A 17,376-nucleotide genomic window follows, 5' to 3' on the forward strand; every position below is an offset into this window, starting at 1 on the left:
GAGTCCAAAAAAGAGCATAATAGATTTAATTGAGAAATTGAAGAAAAGATAAAAAAGGAGTTTTTGGAAGCAATGGCAAACACACATGTATTTTCACGGAAAGAGGAAGTTGCCAATTCGATTACGCACGGAATTGGTGCCATGCTTAGTATTGCTGCTTTGGTCATATTGATTGTTTTTTCCACACTTTACGGAACGGCATGGCACGTTGTTAGCTTTACGATTTATGGAGCATCCATGTTCATTTTGTATATGTCATCAACATTGGTACATAGTTTTCCTGAAGGTAAAGCGAAAGACCTATTTGAAATCTTTGATCATTCCTCTATTTACTTATTTATCGCAGGAACCTATACACCATTCTTGCTCGTTGTCATTAGAGGACCTTTAGGCTGGTCTTTATTCGGAATAGTATGGGGACTGGCGATTGCTGGTACGATTTTTAAATGTTTTTTTACAAAAAAATATTTATTTACCTCGACAATTCTCTATGTGGTTATGGGCTGGATGATGGTTTTTGCATGGAAACCCTTAGCCGCAAAGCTTCCTTCTGAAGGGATGACCTATTTAATGATTGGCGGTCTCCTCTACACATTCGGGGCGATTTTTTATGTATGGCGCGGATTTCGATACCATCACGCAATCTGGCATTTATTTGTCATCGCTGGTACGGTGCTCCACTTTTTCTGCATATTGTTTTATGTGTTACCAATAAGATAGTGGATTCAAAAAGGCGTCTGATATGAATGAGCTCTATAGTGACCGAACCTAATAAAAGGTAAGGGAAATGGTCACTATATGAGATATCGGTTGAGGGATGAAGTTAAACATCCGATTTGATAAATAGACGGACAAATTCCGCTTATTTTACTTTCGCTGGTTACTCACCCCTTTAAAGACAAGACATCTTATTTAAAATGGAGTGAGTTTTATCTCAAAAATCCAAGAGAACCTCATTTTGATGCATTACGGTGAGCCGTATCACAAGAAAGTGAGGTTATATTATTTTTGTATTCCTAATAAAGAAACTCGCCAATTTGGCGAGTTTTACATTTTTATTAATAATAACGATTCCAATACGACTGTCATTTCGGCACGTAGTCTAAGAAAAGCACCTCAAAACGGAACCATTTTTAAAAAGACGCTTTTTTCTAATTAATGGTTCTTCATGGAAAAGTAGGTATCCATCACTCTTCGCCCGATGAGAAAGTTTGCTCCATTATCTGTGGTTCCTTGGTAGGCCCAAGGGACAATCACAGCCATTGCCACTTCAGGATTGGTGCTAGGTGCATAAGTAACTAAGCTTAAATTCATAACCGGAGGCGGCTCCTTACCGAAATTCGCGCGTAATGGTCCATCATAAAATGCCTCGGCCGTACCAGTTTTCCCTGCAGGAGAGTAGGGAACGCCAGTAAAACGTTTATATGCTGTTCCTCCTGGTTCCTGGAATACTTTTTTAAAGCCTAATTGGACCCGGTCCATCCATGCAGGTTCAGCATCGATTGTATTCAGGACAGTTGGTTTAATTTCTTGGAAAACAGGACCAATTTCGTCTGTATTATTATCGATAGGCTCACGTATTTCCTTTACAATATGCGGTTTCATCCTTTTTCCGCCATTTGCAATGGTTGAAATATATTGTGCTAACTGCATAGGGGAATACGTATCATATTGTCCAATAACTAAGTCCATTATATGACCAGGGAGTCGGCTTGGCCCCTTAAGTCCACTAGATTCATTAGGCAGATCAATACCTGTTCTAGAACCAAGTCCAAAGCTTGCAAAAGAATTTCGGATGATTTCAACCGTATTTGGAGCAAGGCTTAAAGGCTGTTCAAATTGGTAATTTCCTTTACCAATTCTAATGGCAGTATGGAACATATAAACGTTTGACGATAACTTTAAAGCATCGACATCATTCAGAGTACCTAAATAGGAATAGGACTTTTTCAGTGGAGTGTCCTTGATTTTAATTCCTGTGTCATTAATACGAGTTCCTGGTTTAATAACACCTGTTTTAAAACCTGTTAAAACCGTAGCACCCTTCACGGCAGAACCTACGTTATAGGTAGTCGTAATGGTACCTAATGCGTCGTCCAGCATTTCTAATTGTCCGGTCTCAGGATCCTTAACGATTCTTTTTCCTGCCATTGTTAAAACCGCTCCATTATTCGGATCCATTAACACGACATAGGCGCGATCCAAAAGTGCGGTATTTGGACTATTTTTCAATCCCCAAAGCTCTTCTTCTATGATTTTTTCTACAGCTATTTGTAAATCCATATCAACGGTAAGGACGAGGTCCTTGCCTCTTTTCCCATCCGAAACCACTTGGGTTTCAATAACATTACCTTGCTTATCTGTAATCGTCTTAACCTTTGATTTGTGTCCGTGGAGTACATCTTCGTATTGCAGTTCAAGCTGGCTTTTTCCAACTCTGTCATTACGGTTGTACCCTAATGATAAAAAATGATCTAGTCGATCTGCAGGCAAACCTTCCTCGGTTTTCGTTACGTTCCCTAGGATTGATTTTATTGTTTGATCAAAGGCATAGGACCTATCCCAGTCTGTAGTCGTGTCAACTCCTGGGAGGGATTGTAAATTTTCACTCACAATCGCAAATTCCTCAGGTGTGACATCTTCATTTTTGACAATTTGCGGGGTAAATTTATAACCGCTCGAAAATTCAAGATAAATGGCCCAGACTTCTAGTTCTTCTGGTGTTAACGTACTTATTTCTTCCTTGGTGATTCGTTCAATCTTTAATTTATATAAATCATTATCCTTTAATTTTTTTTCTTTAAATAAATCTAATTCTTTTTTTGTGATTTTTGCTTCTGCTTTTTCCTGATTTTCATGGATCCAAAGATCCTTTTTTTCCCGTTGCGTCATCTTATCATAATTCTTAACAATTAATTTGGCCAATTTATCTGCCGTATCCAGCATCTCTTTCTGGCTGGCTCCCATATTTGTGTATGTAATCGCGCGTTTTGGAACATTGTCAACGATGACTCGGTAATTACTATCAAACATTTTTCCACGGGGGACAGGGTTGTTTATTGTAATATCCTCTTTTCTCTCCAACTCACGTTTGAAATTTTCCCCGTACACGATTTGAACAAATCCCAGGCGCAAAATTAGGATGGAAAATAACAAAAATACACTGAAAAATAGCAGATTTAGGCGGATTGGAAAATGAGATTTCTTCTTTTTCTTTTTCTCCAAATTTTTTCACATCCTTATACCTTGTTAGTATGTCCACATAAGAGAATTGGTAATTATTTATATTTTACGTTTACATTTGAAGAATTGTAAAGGATTTCCTATCAGTAATATCAGTTCTGAAGTTTTTGAGAAAAATCTAAATTTTGGTATTGACGATGTAGTGGATTTATCATATAGTATTAGTAATAAAATATTTCCTTTTTAAAGGGGAGTAGCTGGACAATAAAGTCGTCATTCCGAGAAAGTAATTTCTCCGGCTTTATTGGCAACGTGACGTTGTTAGCAAGACCTTTACTGCACAAACGGTAAAGGTCTTTTTGTATTTTTATGGCCTTTACCGGGGAAAAAGCGTGTTTCGCTTTTTCCTAGGGTAAAGGCTATTGGCCTTTACCTTGGTAAAGGCTTTTTTATTGCAGCAAAGGGATATTTTAGAAAAAAACTTACTTATTAGGAGGACTTATTGATGGACTTTTCTCTATTGCTGGAATATGGATGGGTATTGTTGGTGTTAGTGGCGCTGGAAGGATTATTAGCAGCAGACAATGCCTTAGTACTTGCAATCATGGTTAAAAATCTACCTGAAGAAGAAAGAAAGAAAGCATTATTTTATGGATTAGCTGGTGCGTTTGTGTTCCGATTTGTTTCATTATTTGTTATTTCTTTCCTTGTAGATGTATGGCAGGTTCAAGCTATTGGAGCTCTTTATCTGTTATTTATGGCGATTAATCATATTGTCCGAAAAGTAGCTGTTAATGGAAAATCAGAAATTAAACAGAAAGAGAAGCCTGCTAAGCAAAGTGGATTTTGGATGACTGTTTTTAAGGTAGAATTAGCGGATATTGCCTTTGCAGTCGATTCCATCTTAGCTGCAGTAGCACTTGCAGTGGTGCTTCCAGAAACTCCGCTTCCTAATATTGGGGGGCTTGATGGAGGAAAGTTCTTAGTTATTTTTGCTGGTGGGATTATTGGTCTAGTGATTATGCGTTTTGCCGCTAATCAATTTGTTAAGCTGTTAGAAAGAAGACCTGGATTAGAAATTGCAGCATTCGGTATTGTTGGCTGGGTAGGTGTAAAGCTTGCTGTTTACACTCTTTCACATCCATCGCTTGCCGTATTAAGTGAGGAATTTGCCCATTCAACAGAATGGAAACTAACGTTTTACGCCGTGTTAGTGGGAATTGCTGCAGCGGGTTGGTTCTTATCAAAGGATCAAGTTGTAGAAAAGGCGAAATTAGATACAAAAGCCTCATAATTTACCATCAATAAAGGAAAACTAATAATACTAAGATTTGAAAGGAAGCTGCATTCAATCGATTGCGGCTTTCTTTCAGTAAAATGAGCTGATTATGGGTATGAATAAACGTATACATACATTTATTATGGAGGTGTAAGCCTTACACCATGTAAGGTCAGCGATTGACAATCATAAATCTTCTATTAATTGCTTTACTAATCGCGTTAACTGGATTTTTTGTGGCGACAGAATTTGCTATTGTAAAGGTAAGAGGATCCAGAATTGAACAATTAATTGCAGAAGGCAGAAAAGGGGCGGAAGCAGCCAAACATGTGACTACCCACTTGGATGAATATTTATCAGCCTGCCAGCTTGGTATAACCGTTACTGCTTTAGGTCTGGGCTGGCTGGGAGAACCCACGGTTGAGAGCTTATTGTTTCCATTATTTAAGAGGTTGGAATTAAATGAGGCAGTATCCCATATTTTATCGTTTGGTTTGGCATTTGCTTCTGTAACGTTCTTACACGTGGTTATTGGAGAGTTAGCTCCTAAAACAATAGCTATCCAAAGAGCAGAAGAAATTACTCTTGCGACATCAAAACCTTTAATTTGGTTTTATAAAATTATGTACCCATTCATTTGGGTATTAAATAATTCCGCTCGAGTACTGGTTGGCTGGTTTGGATTCAAATCGGTATCTGAAAATGAATTGGGACTTTCAGAGGAAGAACTGCGTATACTACTTTCGGAAAGCTATGAAAGTGGAGAAATTAACAAAAGCGAACTGGAGTACGTAAACAATATTTTTGAGTTTGATGAAAGAATTGCAAAAGAGATCATGGTACCAAGGACAGAAATGGTGACCTTGAATATGAATGACAGTGTTGAAACGGTTAGGGAAGTCATTAAGAGAGAGAAATATACACGCTACCCTGTTGTAGTTGATGGGGATAAGGATAATATATTAGGACTTATAAATATAAAAGAAATTTTAACAGAAGAGATTAAAAAAGAAGAAATCCTGAAGGATACTACCTTACAACCTATGTTAAAACCAGTTATTCGCGTCATTGAATCGATTCCCATTCATGACTTGCTTGTGAAAATGCAAAAAGAACGATCCCATATGGCCATTCTGCTTGATGAATATGGCGGGACTTCTGGATTGGTAACCGTTGAGGATATTTTAGAGGAAATTGTCGGTGAAATCCGTGATGAATACGATACAGATGAAGTTGCTGAAATTAGGAAACTAGGTCCTGATCATTATTGTTTCAATGCAAAAGTATTGGTTAATGAAGTGAATGATCTTTTAGGGACCAATTTATCAGATGATGAAATGGATACGATTGGCGGCTGGTTTCTAACTCGGAATTTTGATGCTAAAAAGGGTGACGAGATTGAAGAAGACGATGTCATCTTCACCGTAAAAGAAATTGAAGGACATCATATTTTATTAATAGAAGCGAAGAAGGTTTTTAAAGCAGAAGAAAAAATCTAAACAAGCAATTCCGCCAAATTGGGGAATTGCTTGTTTTGCTATGTCAAGAATAGTGAGTCGATTTTTCAAAAAAAGTTTGACAATTTTGTGAACACGGTCAATAATTAATATAAAGAAGGGGGATACGTTGTTATGAAAAGTAGAGAGAAGTTCCTTAATGCTGTAACGTATGTCGGCCTAACGGTTCTAACTATTGGAATTTTAGCTTTTATTGCTGGGGTATTTGTAACCGGTTACAGTGTTTTGGTTCCAATTGGAATTGGAACATCAGTAGGTGCGGTATTTATTTTTCTGATTGGCGTGTTTTTAGTCGTAACAGATGAGATGTTAGAAAGATCATATATAGGGACGAAAGTAGTTCCAATTAAATCAAAAAAAGGAGCACCTATTCAATAGGTACTCCTTTTTCAATTACATATCCCAAACCATCGCAAGTAATGTTCCAAACACTGTTACTAGTGCAATAATCAAACCGTAAAATACATTTGTGTAAATTGCACCTTTATCCTTTGTCTCCCCAGCATGCATAAAAACAACTAATTGAAGTCCTGCTTGAATGAATGCTGTAACAAGAAGGATTGTCATTCCAGCCGCAAATGACATGTCTAAGAAATATACCGCAAGTGCTACGGTTGTAAGGAGTAAAGAGAATACAAAACCAAGTACTTGTTTCATCGGAAATAATTGGCTCATATTACATCATTCCTTTCAAATAGATGAAGCTGAAGATGAAAATCCAAACTACATCTAGGAAATGCCAATAAAGCGAGAAGATAAAAGCTTTATTGGTTGTTTGTGGCGTTAATCCACGTTTTTTTATCTGTAGAATAATAAACAATCCCCAGAAAAATCCAAGTGTAACGTGTGCTCCATGTGTTCCGAGTGTTGTTAACAAGGCAGATGTAAATGCACTAGTTTGAATTCCAGCACCTTCATGTACATAGGTAACAAATTCAAAAATTTCCACTCCTAAAAAGGCAAGTCCGAGAAGGAGTGTGATGGAGAAGAAGGTAATCATCGCTTTTTGTTTGCCGATACGCATCGCATGAATCCCAAGTCCAACAGTAAAACTACTAGTTAAGAGTAGGATTGTTTCAAAAAGAACGGGAGTAATTTGGAAAATCTCTGCTCCAGTTGGTCCGCTTCCCGTTCTATTCTCTAAAGTGAAATAGGTGGCGAAAAGGGTAGCGAAAAGCATAATTTCGGCACCAAGAAAGATCCAAAATCCTAAGATTTTTAAACTGTTTTCTTCGGTACTATATTCTAATGGAAGCGAGTTATCTATTTTCATCTTTTATGCACCTCGCAAGTTTGTTTCTGTTTCTTCAATTTCTTTAACAGAGATATAACGGCCATGGTCTTGTTCAAATGACCTAAGAGCCATACATCCGAAAATTCCTAGAGTAGTAACGACGACAGGAATCCACAAACTGAAAATAAAGGAGAATCCCCAAACAAAGAAGATACAGCTCATAATGAATGGGATACCGCTATTATTTGGCATATGAATTTTCTCGTATTCACCTTTAAATAGGACATGACCATTTTTCTTTGCATCCCATAATGCCTCATTGGAACGTACATCTGGTAAAATAGCAAAATTATATTCTGGCACTGGTGTATGTGTCGACCATTCTAGTGTACGCGCATCCCAAGGATCATTACTGATATCTCTTGATTCATAACGAGTACTATAGTAGATATTGTAAACAATTAACACAAAACTAATAGCCATTATTGCAGCACCAACAAACGAAACCATATTCATTGGTCCAAATCCAGCAGATTCAGAATATGTGTACATCCTGCGTGCCTGGCCATCTAAACCTGAAATATACATCGGCATGAATGCCAAGATAAAGCCAATAGACATTAACCAAGCCGTCCATTTTCCAATTCTTTCATTTAACATGAAACCAAACATCTTTGGCCAATAATAATGCAGTCCTGCAAGCATTGCATAGACGACACCAGGAATAATAACATTGTGGAAATGCGCCACTAAGAACATCGTATTATGATATTGATAGTCTGCTGCAGACATTGCAAGCATTACTCCGGTTACTCCGCCAAGTGTAAAAAGCGGAATGAAAAGCATGCTATAAAGCATTGGTGTGGTAAAAACTATTTTTCCTTTTCTCAGCGTGAGCAGCCAGTTAAAAATCTTAACTCCTGTCGGAACGGCAATCGCCATGGTTGTTATCGAGAAGATACTGTTTGTTAAGGCACCTTGCCCCATGGTAAAGAAATGATGTGCCCATACTAAGAAGGATAGAAGGGAGATAATAACCATCGACCCAACCATAGATGTATAGCCGTATAGGTTCCGACGTGCAAAGGTTGAGATTATCTCACTATAAATACCGAAAGCTGGCAGGATTAAGATATATACTTCAGGGTGACCCCAAACCCAGAATATGTTGGCCCAAAGCATATCCATACCGCCATTATCCATGGTAAAGAAATTAGTTCCAAATTGACGATCAAGCGTTCCCATAGCAAGTAACACAGCTAAAACTGGGAATGCGAAAACGATGATAACGTTCGCGATTAAAGCAGACCAAGTAAACATTGGCATTTTCATTAATGTCATACCAGGTGCTCTCATTTTAAGAATCGTAGTGATAAAGTTAATACCTGTCATTAATGTACCAATACCTGCAATTTGAATCGCAATCATATAATAATTGGTACCGACAGATTCACTAAATTCGTTGCCTGCAAGCGGGAAATAAGATGTCCAGCCTGCGTCAGGTGAGCCTCCAACAACGAATGAAATGTTGAACAGCATTGCACCCATAAAAAATAACCAGAAGCTTAATGCATTCAAACGTGGAAATGCAACATCACGTGCTCCAATTTGTAGTGGAACAACAAAGTTCATAAAGAACATGATGAAGGGCATTGCCATAAAGAGGATCATTACAATCCCATGTGTGGTGAAAATCTCGTTATAATGCTGTGCATCAAGCAGAGTGTTTTCTGGTACTGCCAGCTGGGCACGCATCATGATGGCATCAACTCCGCCACGGAAAAGCATCAACAGGGCAGATAATAAATACATAATACCAATTCGCTTGTGGTCAACAGTTGTTAACCATTCACGCCATAGGTAGCCCCATTTTTTAAAATAAGTTAATCCAGCAATAACGGCAATGAGTGTAAGGCCAATTGCAGCCATCGAAGCATAAATCGCAATACTTGGATGTGGAACGGCAAATCGATTAAAGAAATCCATTTATAATATCTCCTTTCAAGGGAAGATTACTTTTTATTTTAATGACCCGCACTTTCATGGCCATCATGGGAATCTGTGTGAGATTCAGTTTCAGGTGTTTCTGTTGATTCTTCGGAATGATTATGACCTGTTGGCGGCGGTGAAAATTCTAAGTGAGTCCCAGTGTACGTTTGTTGCCCAAGATGACCAGGTTCTAATAATTCCTCGAATTTTTTCTCCGTAATCGGTTTTGCAGTTTCTTTAACTTCTTTTACCCAATCGTCAAATTCATCTTGAGACATGGCTGTCACATTGAAGGTGTTTTCAGCAAATCCTTTACCCGAGAAGTTAGCGTTTCGTCCCATGAATTCACCAGGGACATCTGCAGCTAAGTGTAAGGTTGTAACCATGTCAGCCATTGCGTACTTTTGTCCGCCTAACTGTGGAATCCAAAAACTTGTAATCGGACCGTGAGAATAAAGTTTAAATTCAAGAGCTCTGTCTGTTGGTATATATAAGTAATTTACTGTTTCAATTCCTTCTTCTGGATAACTAAAGTGCCATTTCCAGTTAGAGGATGAAGCATAAACCACTAATGGCTTTGTATCTTCATATCCTTTCGGTTTTGCCTCAACAATGTAGTTACTTTGAACGGATATATAAGATAGAAAAGCAACAATTAATACTGGAATACCTACCATAATAACCTCAACCCAAAGGTTTCCTTCAATATGAGGTGGTTCATAATCTGGTCGTTGTTTAGAAGCGCGATACTTTACCAACATGTAGACTAACATTGAGAAAACTGCAATAACAATCAAGGACATAATTCCTATCGACAATAGGATGTCACTAGCCTGCCTTTCTGCTTGAGGACCTTTAGGATCCAAGACAAGTAATGGCTCACATCCAGCTAATACGGTGATGATTGTAAAAAACACTGAAAATAAAACCACTTTAATTCCTTTTTTGTACATGTTTTTTAACTCCTCTCATTGATTATCATTGTAGTTGTTCGTGAATTCATTCACAAACTAAGGTGGAGGTTTATATAAAATAATTACTACCTAATAATAAATACGTAATTGGTTTCATTATCCCGTAACACAATATTAACAACATTGGTGTGATGTTTATATACGTATTTTGAAGAATTTGTGACAAATTTGTTAAGGTTTTTATTTCCTTAAATAGATATTCAGTGGGATTGTCTTCAGCCTAAGTGATAAATAATTGTCTAAATTTAGATATTAATGGGATAATGTAGATGAATACATAGGAATAGGAGAGACATATTATGAAAGTCAAAATCAATCGCCATGCAGCGAAAGCATTGAAAAAAATGTTGGAAGGGCCGGAAGCAGAAGGGAAATTGTTCCGTGTTTATGTAACCAATATGCATGGTGACCATGCGCATTATGATTTAATGCTTGATACCCCAACAGAGCATGATGAAGTGGTTAAAACAGATAAGGACGTTGATTTAATACTCGATACTCGAGATGAATATCTAGATGGAGTTTGGATTCAAATGTTCCATGTTCCAAAAGAGGAATGGCTGATTACCAATCCATCAAAAGGCGGCCATCATCACCATCATTAAATATAGAAACAATAAATGAATTCCACCTGACGTTATTCCAGGTGGATTTTTTGATTGTAATTTTCAAAATATTTTCATATAATCCAATTACTTACTAAAGGCTGTGTTTAAATTGGGCACCTTGAACACAGCCTAACTAAAAAGGAGATCTGCGATGATTCGACGTTTCTTTTCCTATTACAAACCGCATAAAAAGCTTTTTATTCTTGATTTTAGCAGCGCGGTTGTTGTTGCGGTTTTAGAATTAGCCTTTCCGCTAGCAGTATCATGGTTTATTGATGAATTGCTGCCGGGGGGAGATTGGCAAACCATTGTGACAGTTAGTATTGCGCTTTTGACTGTTTACGTACTTAGTACCTTCTTGCAGTTTGTTGTGAATTATTGGGGTCATAAGCTAGGGATTAATATTGAAACAGATATGAGGCAAGAACTCTTTGAGCACGTCCAAAAACAGTCTTTCCGTTTTTTTGACAATACAAAGACAGGACATATTATGAGTAGGATTACCAATGACCTTTTTGACCTCGGGGAACTTGCACACCATGGACCTGAAGATGTTTTCATTGCCGTGATGACGTTTATCGGTGCATTCTGGATTATGTTGACGATAAATGTGAAACTAGCACTTGTCGCAGTTTTGATTCTCCCCTTGTTAGCATTACTAGTGGTAGTTTGTAATTTAAAGATGAATAAAGCTTGGAGCCATATGTACACTAGCATTGCAGATGTAAATGCGCGAGTGGAAGATAGTGTATCAGGAAGCCGTGTGGTTCAATCATTTACAAATGAAGATTTTGAGATTGCAAGATTTCGAAAAAATAATCATAAATACCGAAATGCAAAACTAGTTGGATATCGCGTGATGTCTTTCAGTTTATCTGGTATTTATATGATGACCAGGTTAATTACCATTATTGTACTTGTTTATGGAGCATGGCTAAGCTTTACAGGGCATCTTTCATATGGGGAACTCGTTGGATTTGTCCTCTATGTAAATGTTCTCTTTAAACCAATTGATAAAATTAGTGCAATTATGGAATTGTATCCTAAAGGAATGGCTGGATTTAAACGTTTTATGGAAATTATCGACTCCGAGCCAGAGGTACAAGATACGGATGATGCCATAGAAGTAGCTTCACTTAATGGTAATATTGTCTTTAAAGATGTTTCCTTTAGTTATGACCAGCAAAAATCAGTACTAGAAGATATTAACCTAAACATCCATGCAGGTGAGACCATTGCGTTTGTTGGCCCATCAGGAGCAGGTAAAACCACAATTTGTTCATTAATCCCTAGGTTTTATGATGTGAGCAATGGCAGTATTATGATTGATGGATTCGATATCCGTAATATGACAAAAAAATCACTCCGCTCTCAAATCGGAATTGTTCAACAAGATGTCTTTCTATTTACGGGAACTATTCGAGAAAATATCGCATATGGAAAACGGAATGCTTCAGATGAGGAAATAATAGTGGCTGCAAAACGTGCGCATCTTGAGAAATTTATTCAATTACTGCCTGATGGTTATGAAACAGAAATTGGTGAAAGGGGATTAAAACTATCCGGCGGTCAAAAGCAAAGATTAGCGATTGCAAGGATGTTTTTGAAAAATCCACCTATATTAATTTTAGATGAGGCTACATCTGCACTCGATACTGAAACAGAAATGGTCATCCAAGAAGCTTTAAACGAACTTGCAAAAAACCGAACAACACTGATTATTGCTCATAGACTTGCAACCATTCGGAATGCAGACCGAATTATTGTCGTGACGGAAGAAGGAATTGCCGAGGAAGGCGGTCATGATGAGTTAATTGAACAAGGTGGTATTTTTGCAAATCTTCATCGTGTCCAATACCAGCAATAACTTTCTTGGGAAAATCTCTACGAAGTAAGTGGGGATTTTTCCTATTTTGTGAGAAAATGGATAGTCTATTAAGGTAATGGTTTTAAAGGAGTGATTATTAATGGAAAATTATAAAAGTGATAATGAGATAAAATTAATTGCACTTGATATGGATGGTACACTGCTTAATGATGAACACGAAATTTCAGAGGCAAACCGACAGGCGATTTCGGAAGTACAAGAAAAAGGAATTCATGTAGTCCTCAGTACTGGCCGATCTTTAAGAAAATGCGAAAAACATGCGGATTCACTTGCGTTGTCCTCTTATTTAGTAACCGTAAACGGCAGTGAAATCTGGGATGATAAAAGAGGTTTAGTGGAGAGAAATCTTTTGAAAACAGAGTCCATTCAATGGATGCTAGAGCTTACTGATAAGCATAAGATAAGATTTTGGGCGATAAACACAAATCGAAACTGGTTTGACGAAATGCCGGAGGATATTCATGCGGAGGAATGGTTGAAATTCGGGTTTAACATAAAAGATGTACCAACAAGGGATAAAATTCTTAAAGAGCTAGAAGCAAGAGGAGAGTTTGAATTAAGTAACTCGACTCCAACAAATATCGAAGTAAACCCAGTTGGGATTAATAAGGCAAAAGGGCTGGCTTTAGTCTGTGAGCGCCTTGGAATTCATATGAAGAATGTTATGGCCGTAGGTGACAGTCTAAATGATTTAGCAATGATTGAAGAGGCTGGCTTAGGTATTGCAATGGGAAATGCTCAGGAAATGGTAAAACAAGCAGCATCTTGGGTCACCACAACCAATAATGAAGATGGTGTCGCTGTGGCAATCCGTAAATGGGTGCTTTAGTACTATCATTTACGGACATATAAACATTATACTGAAAAGAAATTTTTATTTTCATGAATTAAAATTGACTCTTTTGAGAAATACTTATAACCAAGAGAAATTGTTTAAAAACAATTTCTCTTGGTTATAATAATCTGGCAAGACTATATTGCAATTTCATGTAATTGTTACATGCTAGGAGGAGCTACAAAGATGGAACATGGTAAAGTAAAATGGTTTAACGGTGAAAAAGGCTTTGGATTTATTGAGCGTGACGGAGGAGACGACGTATTCGTTCATTTCTCTGCAATTCAAGGCGAAGGCTACAAAACGTTAGATGAAGGTCAAGAAGTAACGTTTGAAATCGAAAATGGACAACGTGGTCCACAAGCGGTTAACGTTCGTAAAGCATAATTAACCTTCTAACTCAAAAACAGACTCCAATTGTGAGTCTGTTTTTTTATTGTGCTGTGAGAGATTTTTTATTATGTAATGAGAGCCCGGAAGCCGTTCAAAAAAGGGAATACGGTCACTCATAAAGGTGATGAGAGCCCGAGAACGGCAAAAAGAAGAAAGAGAGATCACTCATAGAAGAGAGGCCTTTATAATAAAAAAACCTCTACAATAAGTAGAGGTTCATTATGTGATAAGTAAAATGGTTATTTATAGTATGGGGTTAATTTAGAAATTCATACATAAGGGTAGTTCATTTTACCTATTAGGTAGACTTTGAATTCAATATTTCCTGCACTCTGCCAACCTGTCCATCCGTTAACCTAACTTTTATCCCATGGGGATGAGAGCTGGAATTTGTTAAAATATCCTTCACTACACCCCTCGTAAGTTTACCGGTTCTTTGATCAGCCTTAAGTACAATATTTACCTCGATACCAGCAGTGATGTCTTTTCTATTTTGTCCGTTCATTAAACACCCATTTTTCTACGAGTATTACTTACTTTTTTCGTTTGTTGACTTTTCATTTTCTGGCTATTTTGAAGACCGCCTTGGCTGTTATTCGCTGCTGCAGCTTTGTTCTTCTTATTGGCTAACTGCTGCTTCATAGCTTCCTGCAAACTCATTTTCTTTTTTGGTTCTTCATTTTGATTTGTTTGATTGTTTTCTGACATTAGAAAATCCTCCTGAAAAAATATGAACTAGATACTTACAGTATAAGCTATTTTTTCTTAAATTAACAATTTAATGAGAGAAAGAAACTCTGGCGGAATACACAGAATATTCTTTTCTTTAAATTGTTTCGTAAGTTTGTTGATTAAATAAAAGCTATTTTATAATCATTATAATTTAGTATTGATTTTTATAAAATTTTAATTATAATGTAGTTAGTAATTAAATAGTTTACGAGGTGATTAAATGAGTAACGATAAAATATATTTAACAACAAGTTATGGAGCACCAGTTGGAGATAATCAAAATTCGATGACTGCGGGTTCTCGCGGACCAATATTAATCCAGGATGTGCATTTACTTGAAAAACTGGCACATTTTAACCGTGAGCGTGTACCTGAAAGGGTTGTTCATGCGAAAGGTGCTGGAGCCCATGGATATTTTGAAGTCACCAATGATATGTCAAAATACACAAAAGCAAAACTATTTAATGGGGTTAATAAGCGAACACCTATGTTCATTCGATTCTCAACTGTAGCTGGAGAATTAGGTTCAGCTGATACTGTACGTGATCCACGAGGCTTTGCTGTAAAGTTTTATACCGAGGAAGGTAATTACGATTTAGTAGGAAACAATACTCCGATTTTCTTTATCAGAGATGCTATTAAATTTCCTGACTTCATCCATACACAAAAAAGAGACCCGCGTACACATTTGAAGAATCCAAATGCGGTTTGGGATTTTTGGTCATTATCTCCAGAATCATTACACCAAGTAACGTACTTAATGGGAGACCGTGGTATACCAGCAACCCTTCGTCATATGAATGGTTATGGAAGTCATACCTTTAAATGGGTAAATGAAGAAGGTGAAGCTGTTTGGGTGAAATACCACTTTAAAACAGAGCAAGGCGTTAAAAATATGTCAAACGATGTAGCTGCTAAGCTTGCTGGTGAAAATCCAGATTATCATACAGAAGATTTATTTAATGCGATTGAAAAAGTCGACTTCCCTAAATGGAGGCTATATGTACAAATTATGCCTTTAGAAGACGCGAATACTTATCGCTTCGATCCATTTGATGTAACCAAAATTTGGTCACATAAGGATTACCCATTAATTGAAGTAGGTCAAATGGTGTTAAATCGTAATCCAGAAAACTATTTTGCAGAAGTAGAGCAGGCAACCTTCTCACCTGGTACGCTGGTTCCTGGTATTGAGCCTTCTCCAGATAAGATGCTTCAGGGGCGTTTGTTTGCTTATTCGGATGCACATCGCTATCGGGTGGGTGTAAATCACAATCTACTGCCTATTAACACTCCAAAGGTAGTAGTAAACAACTATCAACGTGATGGTCAAATGCGAACTGACCATAATGGGGGCGGTTCAGTATACTATGAACCTAACAGCTTTGGCGGTCCAACAGAAGCACCTCAAACGAAAACAACTGCATTCCCTGTTTCTGGTGTTGCTGAAAGTGTTGCCTATGACCACAGCGATCACTATACACAAGCTGGCGACCTTTACCGGTTAATGTCTGAGGACGAGCGGGCTCGTTTAATTGAAACAGTGGTAGGAGCAATGAAGCCTGTTGAGAGAGATGATATTAAACTTCTTCAGATTCAACATTTTTATAAAGCAGATTCAGAGTATGGAGAGCGAGTAGCCAAAGGACTAGGCTTGGCCATTCCTCAGGAAGTAAAATAAAATATCGAAATAACAAAAAGGCTGTTCATTTTGGACAGTCCTTTTGTTATTTTTAGATTATTTAATATAATATTGCTAAATTTCGACACCTTTTTTAACACCCTCATATTAAAGTAGTGCATAAGAGAAAAGGGAGATAGACTTAAATGAATAACAAAACAGCTATTGTAACCGGTACCTCAAGCGGATTTGGATTAAGTACTTCTGTAGAGTTAGCACGAAAGGGATTTACTGTTATTGCTGCCATGAGAAACAGCAATAAAAGCAGTGAGCTTTTGCAGCGAGCAAGGAAGCATGGAGTTGAATCCAAAATCATCGTTCATGAATTAGATGTTACGAATGAAGGGTCAATCAAGGCCTTTCAAACATGGATAAACGAGGAGTTTGGAAGAGTAGACGTATTGATTAATAATGCTGGATATGCTGGCGCTGGGTTTGTGGAAGAAGTATCGATGGATGAATATCGTCAACAATTTGAAACGAATGTTTTCGGAGTTTTCGCCGTTACCAAGGCCATTTTGCCTTTAATGAGGATACAAAAACAGGGGTGTATTATCAATATTAGCAGTATTAGCGGGAAAGTAGCTTTTCCTGGTCTTTCACCCTATGCTGCCTCAAAGCATGCCATCGAGGGCTGGAGTGAAAGTCTCCGCTTAGAAATGCAGCCATTTGATGTGAAGGTAGTATTGGTTGAACCTGGTTCCTACAAAACCAATATCTGGTCAACAGGTAAACAGGTTGCAGAAGAATCATTAAAGTCTCACTCTCCATATCAGGATTATATGCAAAGCATTGAAAAATATATTGCAGAAGGGGAAAACAGCTTTGGCGACCCCGAGGATGTGGCAAGAAAAATAGCTAAGATTGCAACAATGGGAAACCCGGATTTTAGGTACCCAATTGGCCGTGGAGTTAAAGCTACAATTATATTGAAAAATTTTTTACCATGGGGACTTTGGGAAAAAATAATACTAAGTAAATTGTTTATAAAATAGAGCATCTTATTATTAGATGTTGTCGTTTTTAGGAAGGAATTTTAGGAGTAAAGTGAGAATAGTAGATA

17 protein-coding genes are annotated in these 17,376 nt (G+C 37.5%); 10 read left to right on the top strand and 7 right to left on the bottom strand.

Annotated elements, in window-relative coordinates; translation table 11 throughout:
* Positions 1-72: 72 nt before the first annotated feature.
* Positions 73-720 (top strand): PAQR family membrane homeostasis protein TrhA, encoded by a 648-nt coding sequence (gene trhA, locus QNH48_RS12145; RefSeq protein ID WP_283955129.1) that lies wholly within the window; start codon positions 73-75, stop codon positions 718-720.
* 435 nt (positions 721-1,155) lie between these two features.
* Here trhA and QNH48_RS12150 read toward each other — a convergent pair whose 3' ends face one another.
* Positions 1,156-3,225, bottom strand: coding sequence for a peptidoglycan D,D-transpeptidase FtsI family protein (locus QNH48_RS12150; RefSeq protein WP_283955130.1), 2,070 nt, complete (start codon positions 3,223-3,225; stop codon positions 1,156-1,158).
* A gap of 463 nt (positions 3,226-3,688) precedes the next feature.
* Between QNH48_RS12150 and QNH48_RS12155 the strand changes: the two genes are divergently transcribed.
* The 3 genes from QNH48_RS12155 (at position 3,689) to QNH48_RS12165 (ending at position 6,357) form a co-directional block, all read left to right on the top strand.
* On the top strand, positions 3,689-4,477 hold the full coding sequence (locus QNH48_RS12155) for a TerC family protein (protein WP_283955131.1): 789 nt from the start codon (positions 3,689-3,691) through the stop codon (positions 4,475-4,477).
* A gap of 164 nt (positions 4,478-4,641) precedes the next feature.
* Positions 4,642-5,961 (top strand): hemolysin family protein, encoded by a 1,320-nt coding sequence (locus QNH48_RS12160; protein WP_283955132.1) that lies wholly within the window; start codon positions 4,642-4,644, stop codon positions 5,959-5,961.
* A 132-nt stretch (positions 5,962-6,093) separates the two neighbouring features.
* Positions 6,094-6,357 carry a hypothetical protein gene (locus QNH48_RS12165; RefSeq protein ID WP_283955133.1) on the top strand — a complete coding sequence of 88 codons (264 nt, stop codon included), beginning with the start codon at positions 6,094-6,096 and terminating at the stop codon, positions 6,355-6,357.
* 15 nt (positions 6,358-6,372) lie between these two features.
* Here the strand turns inward: QNH48_RS12165 and qoxD are convergent, their stop codons facing one another.
* From qoxD to qoxA, 4 genes are read right to left on the bottom strand one after another with little or no spacing between them, the layout of a single operon-like run.
* The gene (qoxD, locus tag QNH48_RS12170) at positions 6,373-6,654 is read right to left on the bottom strand and encodes a cytochrome aa3 quinol oxidase subunit IV (protein ID WP_283955134.1); all 282 of its coding nucleotides are present in this window, start codon (positions 6,652-6,654) and stop codon (positions 6,373-6,375) included.
* A 1-nt stretch (position 6,655) separates the two neighbouring features.
* Positions 6,656-7,252, bottom strand: a complete 597-nt coding sequence (qoxC, locus tag QNH48_RS12175) for a cytochrome aa3 quinol oxidase subunit III (protein ID WP_095248748.1) — start codon at positions 7,250-7,252, stop codon at positions 6,656-6,658.
* Positions 7,253-7,255: 3 nt separating this feature from the next.
* On the bottom strand, positions 7,256-9,199 hold the full coding sequence (qoxB, locus tag QNH48_RS12180) for a cytochrome aa3 quinol oxidase subunit I (RefSeq protein ID WP_283955135.1): 1,944 nt from the start codon (positions 9,197-9,199) through the stop codon (positions 7,256-7,258).
* A 38-nt stretch (positions 9,200-9,237) separates the two neighbouring features.
* Positions 9,238-10,155 (bottom strand): cytochrome aa3 quinol oxidase subunit II, encoded by a 918-nt coding sequence (qoxA, locus tag QNH48_RS12185; protein ID WP_283955136.1) that lies wholly within the window; start codon positions 10,153-10,155, stop codon positions 9,238-9,240.
* A 320-nt stretch (positions 10,156-10,475) separates the two neighbouring features.
* Here qoxA and QNH48_RS12190 point away from each other — a divergent pair, with 320 nt between their 5' ends.
* The 4 genes from QNH48_RS12190 to QNH48_RS12205 all read left to right on the top strand — a co-directional run bounded on the left by QNH48_RS12190 (position 10,476) and on the right by QNH48_RS12205 (position 13,894).
* Positions 10,476-10,781 carry an iron-sulfur cluster assembly accessory protein gene (locus tag QNH48_RS12190; RefSeq protein ID WP_283955137.1) on the top strand — a complete coding sequence of 102 codons (306 nt, stop codon included), beginning with the start codon at positions 10,476-10,478 and terminating at the stop codon, positions 10,779-10,781.
* Between the two features lie 154 nt (positions 10,782-10,935).
* The gene (locus QNH48_RS12195) at positions 10,936-12,651 is read left to right on the top strand and encodes an ABC transporter ATP-binding protein (RefSeq protein WP_283955138.1); all 1,716 of its coding nucleotides are present in this window, start codon (positions 10,936-10,938) and stop codon (positions 12,649-12,651) included.
* A 100-nt stretch (positions 12,652-12,751) separates the two neighbouring features.
* Entirely contained in the window at positions 12,752-13,501 is a 750-nt protein-coding gene (locus tag QNH48_RS12200) for a Cof-type HAD-IIB family hydrolase (protein ID WP_283955139.1), read from the top strand.
* 192 nt (positions 13,502-13,693) lie between these two features.
* A complete protein-coding gene (locus QNH48_RS12205) occupies positions 13,694-13,894 on the top strand; it encodes a cold-shock protein (protein WP_045515670.1) in 201 nt (66 codons plus the stop codon).
* 304 nt (positions 13,895-14,198) lie between these two features.
* Here QNH48_RS12205 and QNH48_RS12210 read toward each other — a convergent pair whose 3' ends face one another.
* Together QNH48_RS12210 and QNH48_RS12215 are read right to left on the bottom strand one after the other, a co-directional pair.
* Positions 14,199-14,405, bottom strand: coding sequence for a YwbE family protein (locus QNH48_RS12210; RefSeq protein ID WP_133368447.1), 207 nt, complete (start codon positions 14,403-14,405; stop codon positions 14,199-14,201).
* Entirely contained in the window at positions 14,405-14,608 is a 204-nt protein-coding gene (locus QNH48_RS12215; RefSeq protein ID WP_095248756.1) for a hypothetical protein, read from the bottom strand. The genes QNH48_RS12210 and QNH48_RS12215 overlap by 1 nt, the downstream gene beginning before the upstream one ends.
* 244 nt (positions 14,609-14,852) lie before the next feature.
* Here QNH48_RS12215 and katA point away from each other — a divergent pair, with 244 nt between their 5' ends.
* Positions 14,853-16,313 carry a catalase KatA gene (gene katA, locus QNH48_RS12220; protein WP_283955140.1) on the top strand — a complete coding sequence of 487 codons (1,461 nt, stop codon included), beginning with the start codon at positions 14,853-14,855 and terminating at the stop codon, positions 16,311-16,313.
* Positions 16,314-16,459: 146 nt separating this feature from the next.
* Positions 16,460-17,308, top strand: a complete 849-nt coding sequence (locus QNH48_RS12225) for an oxidoreductase (RefSeq protein ID WP_283955141.1) — start codon at positions 16,460-16,462, stop codon at positions 17,306-17,308.
* Positions 17,309-17,376 lie beyond the last annotated feature (68 nt).

The organism is Neobacillus sp. YX16 (genome assembly GCF_030123505.1).
GTDB lineage: Bacteria > Bacillota > Bacilli > Bacillales > Cytobacillaceae > Neobacillus.

Bases quoted from the DNA above. Each gene is read 5' to 3' on its own strand.
- qoxA (WP_283955136.1), bottom strand. From the start codon at position 10,155: ATGTACAAAAAAGGAATTAAAGTGGTTTTATTTTCAGTGTTTTTTACA.
- QNH48_RS12225 (WP_283955141.1), top strand. From the start codon at position 16,460: ATGAATAACAAAACAGCTATTGTAACCGGTACCTCAAGCGGATTTGGA.
- trhA (WP_283955129.1), top strand. From the start codon at position 73: ATGGCAAACACACATGTATTTTCACGGAAAGAGGAAGTTGCCAATTCG.
- qoxB (WP_283955135.1), bottom strand. From the start codon at position 9,199: ATGGATTTCTTTAATCGATTTGCCGTTCCACATCCAAGTATTGCGATT.
- QNH48_RS12215 (WP_095248756.1), bottom strand. From the start codon at position 14,608: ATGTCAGAAAACAATCAAACAAATCAAAATGAAGAACCAAAAAAGAAA.
- QNH48_RS12195 (WP_283955138.1), top strand. From the start codon at position 10,936: ATGATTCGACGTTTCTTTTCCTATTACAAACCGCATAAAAAGCTTTTT.
- QNH48_RS12165 (WP_283955133.1), top strand. From the start codon at position 6,094: ATGAAAAGTAGAGAGAAGTTCCTTAATGCTGTAACGTATGTCGGCCTA.
- QNH48_RS12155 (WP_283955131.1), top strand. From the start codon at position 3,689: ATGGACTTTTCTCTATTGCTGGAATATGGATGGGTATTGTTGGTGTTA.
- QNH48_RS12205 (WP_045515670.1), top strand. From the start codon at position 13,694: ATGGAACATGGTAAAGTAAAATGGTTTAACGGTGAAAAAGGCTTTGGA.
- qoxD (WP_283955134.1), bottom strand. From the start codon at position 6,654: ATGAGCCAATTATTTCCGATGAAACAAGTACTTGGTTTTGTATTCTCT.
- katA (WP_283955140.1), top strand. From the start codon at position 14,853: ATGAGTAACGATAAAATATATTTAACAACAAGTTATGGAGCACCAGTT.
- QNH48_RS12200 (WP_283955139.1), top strand. From the start codon at position 12,752: ATGGAAAATTATAAAAGTGATAATGAGATAAAATTAATTGCACTTGAT.
- qoxC (WP_095248748.1), bottom strand. From the start codon at position 7,252: ATGAAAATAGATAACTCGCTTCCATTAGAATATAGTACCGAAGAAAAC.
- QNH48_RS12190 (WP_283955137.1), top strand. From the start codon at position 10,476: ATGAAAGTCAAAATCAATCGCCATGCAGCGAAAGCATTGAAAAAAATG.
- QNH48_RS12210 (WP_133368447.1), bottom strand. From the start codon at position 14,405: ATGAACGGACAAAATAGAAAAGACATCACTGCTGGTATCGAGGTAAAT.